This is a genomic window from Chryseobacterium takakiae (assembly GCF_900129385.1).
In the GTDB taxonomy this organism is placed as follows: domain Bacteria; phylum Bacteroidota; class Bacteroidia; order Flavobacteriales; family Weeksellaceae; genus Chryseobacterium; species Chryseobacterium takakiae.
In genome coordinates this window covers 1-5,565 of the sequence record NZ_FQVO01000032.1, presented here as the reverse complement: position 1 = coordinate 5,565, position 5,565 = coordinate 1, and the positions used below count along the sequence as shown (strand labels likewise).

General features: G+C 34.4%; 3 protein-coding genes. All 3 read left to right on the top strand.

The features are described 5' to 3' along the window. Positions 1-6: 6 nt before the first annotated feature. A complete protein-coding gene (locus BUA76_RS19140) occupies positions 7-99 on the top strand; it encodes a hypothetical protein (protein ID WP_228408514.1) in 93 nt (30 codons plus the stop codon). Position 100: 1 nt separating this feature from the next. Further along, positions 101-3,676 (top strand): DUF5977 domain-containing protein, encoded by a 3,576-nt coding sequence (locus tag BUA76_RS18895; RefSeq protein WP_072886352.1) that lies wholly within the window; start codon positions 101-103, stop codon positions 3,674-3,676. A gap of 6 nt (positions 3,677-3,682) precedes the next feature. Further along, a partial coding sequence (locus BUA76_RS18890) for a DUF6443 domain-containing protein (RefSeq protein WP_228408513.1) occupies positions 3,683-5,565 on the top strand: 1,883 nt, incomplete at its 3' end.

Here is a 5,565-nt window from a genome sequence, read left to right as displayed (position 1 = left end):
ACGAAGATCAATACGCAGAATCTTGTTCAGGGAGCGTATCTGGTGAGTGTGAAAACAAATGATAACAAAACAGCGAGTGCTAAATTGATTAAGAAATAACATGATGAGAAAAAGAATGACTAGTATAATATGTATACTAATTTTTAAAATTATTAATGCTCAAGTAGAACCACAGGATGTTAAATCTCCTAATTCTGCAAGTTTTGAGAGATACGGTAAATACAATGTGAGTTTAGCTAATGGAACGGTAGATGTTAATGTTCCTTTACATCAGGTGAAATTTCAGAATGGAAGTATAGATCTTAGTTTAAATTATGATACTTCGGGAATAAAAATCAGCCAACCTTCTGGGTCAACAGGAATCAATTGGTCTTTACAATCACCGGGGGTAATAACGAGACAGGTTAATGGTTATCCTGACGAAAGTGGTGTAAAACTGAGTAATGGAACTGTAATAGGAAATCATTTTTACTATCCTTCAGAGTTGAATTATCCTAATATAGAAACTCAAATAGGATTACAAAACTTCGATGCTACAAGATCGCCAGCTACGTCTAATGATTTGCAGCCTGATACTTTTACATTTAATTTTTTAGGAAAAACAGGAAAATTTTTCTTGGGACAGGATGGTATTTGGAAGGTACAATCGGATAGTAATTTGCAAATTATTATAAAAGAAGCTGACTTCTTTAAACCTTTTAATTATAATCCACCAATTAATGGAGCAACAATGAACCCTCACAATCCTATTTCAATAGGTAAAATACAAATTATTGATGATGCAGGAAATCAATATACATTTGGTGCTGAAAATAATTCAATTGAGTTCAATACTGCAAATTTTTATCAACAGAGAAAAATAGTATCTACTGCTTGGTATCTTAATGAAATGAAAGATAAATTAGGGAATATATTATTTACATGTACATATAATAGAGGCAAACCAATTGCAAATTTTTATAATAATGTCAATATACAGAATTATATATATCAACTATTATCAGGAACATTAATTTCGCCAGTCTATTTATCAAAGATAAATACCAAGGATGAAGAAATTTCATTTGAATACTTAGATAGAAATGATCTTTCTTATGCAAATGATCCAAATTTGAGCTATAAATATCAAATGCTACCTACCAATGAGAATACAACACCCGTTGATTCTAATTGGCCACAAAAATTGTATCACTTGTATACTAATTTTAACCAAAATAGTACTAGTCAATTAAATCCAAATGTATATTCAAATTGGTCTGAAGCTTCAAAATTGCTAGTTTGGAATAAGTTAAACAAAATCGTTATTAAAACAAATTTTATAAAAAGTAAGGAAATAAGCTTTGAATATATTGATCAACCTACAGAGCGTCTGTTTCTTACTAAAGTAAAATTTAGTAATAATTCTTATGGCCAAATAAATGAATATGATTATAAATTTGAATATAATAATGGTAATGACACAAAGTATATGTTTGATGGTTCTTTACCAAAATATTTGTGGTTAGGCACTAATATATTTGACTCGTATTCTTCTTATCTTGAACCTCAAGCACATTGTTATATTGATTGCGGGAATACTAATAATGATGAACTTGCAAAAAAAGGATCATTATTTAAAATAATATATCCGACCGGAGGATTTACTTATTTTAATTTCGAACAAAATAATTTTTCTAAATATTTACAATTAGGAGGAAGCGAATTTTATATTCAAAATACTTCTAATCGAAAAACTGGCGGCTTAAGAATTAAAAAAATTGTTAATTTTCCTGACACTTCATCGTCAAAACGTGAGACTATAAATTATAAATATTTAATGAATGATAATTATAATAGCAGCGGAGTACTTGCAGTTGATGTTAATTTTGCTTCCGGAGCGACTGGTTTGCCTTATTTTGCTGATCTATATAATTCTATAAATGGAGTTAAATTTACTTACTATGGAGCACCAATTAATTATAGTAGAGTATTAGAAGAAAGAGAAGATGAAAATGGCACTCAAAAAACAGAATATTTATTTAGCAACTACGATACTTCTCCATTATATAATGACAAACCCTATATAGTTAGATTGCCACAAGGAGCAACTCCGAACTATAGTACAAAATACATAGACAGGAGTTTTTTACGAGGTAAGCTTATCGAAAAAAAATTATATAATTCTAATAATGAATTATTAGATTACACTTCATATGTATATAACTTTAATAACCTTGAAGACAGATATGTAAGGTCTTTCAAATTCGCAGAATTTCCATCTGAATTAACAAAAATCTATTATGGTGATATTTTTCTTGAGAAAGAAATTAAAAGAGAATACTTTAACGGAAAAGAATTAAAAACTGAAATAACATATAATAAAACCGATTATCCGTATCAAAATTCAGGTTCACCAATATATAACGGATCACAGAGGTTTAATTTTACTTCAAAACTTTCTCCTGACGGTACAACCTCAAAAACAGAAACTGAATATCACTTCAACTGTATTTCAGGAAACTGTTTCGATGAAGTTTTCGCTTTACCTAAGAAAATAAAAAACTCCAAGAATAACCTACTTATTTCACAGGATGAAATTACTTACAAGCCATTAAATAGTAATCCCAATTCATGGGTTGTAGATGAAGTAAAAAAAACCTATTTTAATAATGTAGCTCAATCAAATAAATTAAAATTTACCCAATATGATGCTTACGGAAATGTAATTGAATATCAAAAAGAAAATGGAAATTATGTTTCTATTATTATGGATAGTAAAGGAAGCATACCTTTGGCCAAAGTTGAAGGTTTACAATATAGTAATTTGTCTCCTTACCTTAATAACATCCAAAAACCATATTTAGCAACAAGTCAGGACGCTGCAAATAATTCGGCTGATCCAGTTTCATATGCCAATACAAAAGATATTGAACTAAGAGGCTATGTTTCTCAAATGAGAAAAGATCTGACAAATGCTCTTATAACTTCTTATACTTATGATTCATATGATAATCTTAAAACTATTACTTCTCCTAGTGGAATAGTTGAATATTATCAGTACGATAATCTTCACAGACTGACAAAAATAACAGATCAGAATGGGAAAATATTAAAAGAATACAATTATAACTACACGACAAATAGTTCTGGGAATTATCATTTTTTATTGGAAGAAATTACAAATGAAAAACGTAAATTTCCATATTTAAAAAATAATTGTACTAATGGTCAAATAGGTGATGTGTACTATTATACCATCCCTGCTGGAAAATATAAATCGTTAATAAGTGCATCTGACTTAAATGGTAAAGTCTATAATGATGCAAGTCAAAATGGTCAAACTTATGCCAACTTATATGGAGCTTGTATTTCACCTTCCAGTTATGGCTTTACATCATTGTCAACCATTCAAGTACATACTTCAAGTCTAAATTTGAATGGTAACACAGTATCGGGTTATTTAGTGTTTACAGTTCTTCCAAATTATAGTAAACAGGAAGGTAGTTACATTGCTTACATCCCTAATAGTTTAGCACCTTCCTCTGATCGAAATTATTCTTATCATGAAACAAGTAATGGAGTTGACAGATATTGGTCATTCTTGATCAAATCAAATGGATATGTATTTGCTACGGTAAATGGAACCGATTTTAACGGTTCTTCTATTTCAATTAACTCTTTCCAATATCAAAAATAACAACCGATGAAAAAAATATTAATCCCGGTCGGTGCTTTGCTGATATCCGGTTTATCCCAGGCACAGCTCACTAACACGGAAAACTACGTTTATACAAAAACCTATTTAGATTATAACGGAACCACCGCTACCAAAACTTCAGAATCTGTACAGTATTTTGACGGGTTGGGAAGACCCAAGCAGGTGGTGAATATCAAAGCTTCCCCAACGGGGAAAGATGTGGTAACCCATATTGAATACGACGGTTTCGGAAGACAGGTGAAAGATTACCTTCCGGTTCCCCAGCAGGGAACACAGAACGGAGGAATTTACACCTCTCCTTTGAGCAATGCTACCCAGCCAATGCTTTATGGTTCAGAGAAGATCTTTTCAGAAAAGATTCTGGAAAACTCTCCCTTAGACAGGATTTTACAGCAGAAACAGGTGGGCAATGCGTGGAATGATAAGCCCGTTCAGTTCGATTATGATGCCAATACGGCTGAAGATGCCGTTAAAAAATACACCACGGTAACCACCTGGGTTAATGGGGCTACCAGCTCGCAAATGAGCCAGAGTACAAATTATCTGGCCGCACAGCTCTACAAAAACACCGTAACCGACGAAGACGGAAACCAGACCATTGAATTCAAAAACGGGGAAGGCCAGGTTTTGTTGGTAAGAAAGATGCTCAGCACCACGGAAAAAGTGGATACGTATTATGTCTACAACGAATACAATCAACTGGCGTATGTAATCCCGCCATTAGCTTCCAATACTCAGACCCTTTCAGCTTCTGATCTGGACAACCTTTGCTACCAGTACCGTTACGACGGCAGGAACCGGTTGGTGGAAAAGAAGCTTCCGGGCAAAGGCTGGGAATATATGGTGTATGATAAACAGGACAGGCTCGTCCTTACTCAGGACGCTAATTTGAGGATAACAACCAATACCTTTAATTCAAAAGGATGGCTTTTCACGAAATATGACCAGTTCGGAAGAGTGGCTTATACAGGTTTTTTTTCCAATACCGCCACAAGAACTACCATGCAGTCGGCTATTAATAATATGGCAGCCAATGCAGGAAACAATGAAAAAAGAAGCATTACTCCTGTCATCACCCAGAACGGGATGGATGTTTATTATACTAAAGAAGCGTTTCCTACAGGAAGCATGACCATTCTGAGTGTCAATTACTATGACACCTATCCTTCTTACAGCTTTAACCCTTCTTTCCCCACCAGCATTTTGGGAGAACCCACCCTTACCGAAACAAATACTGCCGAAGGATTAAGTACCAAAAGCCTTCCGGTGATGAGCCTGGTAAAAAACATTGAGGATAATAACTGGACGAAAAACTACACCTACTACAATAAAAAAGGCAGGGCCATCGGAAGTTATTCGATCAATCATTTAGGTGGGCGTACCCAGGTGGAATCCAAGCTGGATTTTGCAGGCGTGATTCAGCAAAGCATCACCCGTCACAAGAGACTGAATACCGATACCGATAAAGTGATTACCGAAAACTTTACCTATGATTCCCAGAACAGATTGAAAACCCATACCCACCAGGTGGACAATAATCCGGTGGAATATTTAGCGCAGAACACCTACAACGAATTGTCACAACTGCAAGCCAAAAAAGTGGGCGGAACAGCTTTAGGAAGCGGGCTTCAGACGGTTGATTACCAATACAACATCCGTGGATGGATGACACAGATTAACGACCCTAATAACCTGGGAAGTGATCTTTTCGGGTATAAAATCAAGTACAATGAAGTGGAAGGATTACAAACTCCTGATACTTTAGACCCCTCCTTACAGGTCCTTCCAAGATACAACGGCAACATTGCCGAAGTAGACTGGAAAACAGGTGTAAGCGCCAACGAATCCCTGAAAAGGTATGGCTATGT

Excerpts from the sequence above, each read along its gene's own strand:
- BUA76_RS18895 (WP_072886352.1), top strand. The coding sequence starts at position 101 with ATGATGAGAAAAAGAATGACTAGTATAATATGTATACTAATTTTTAAA.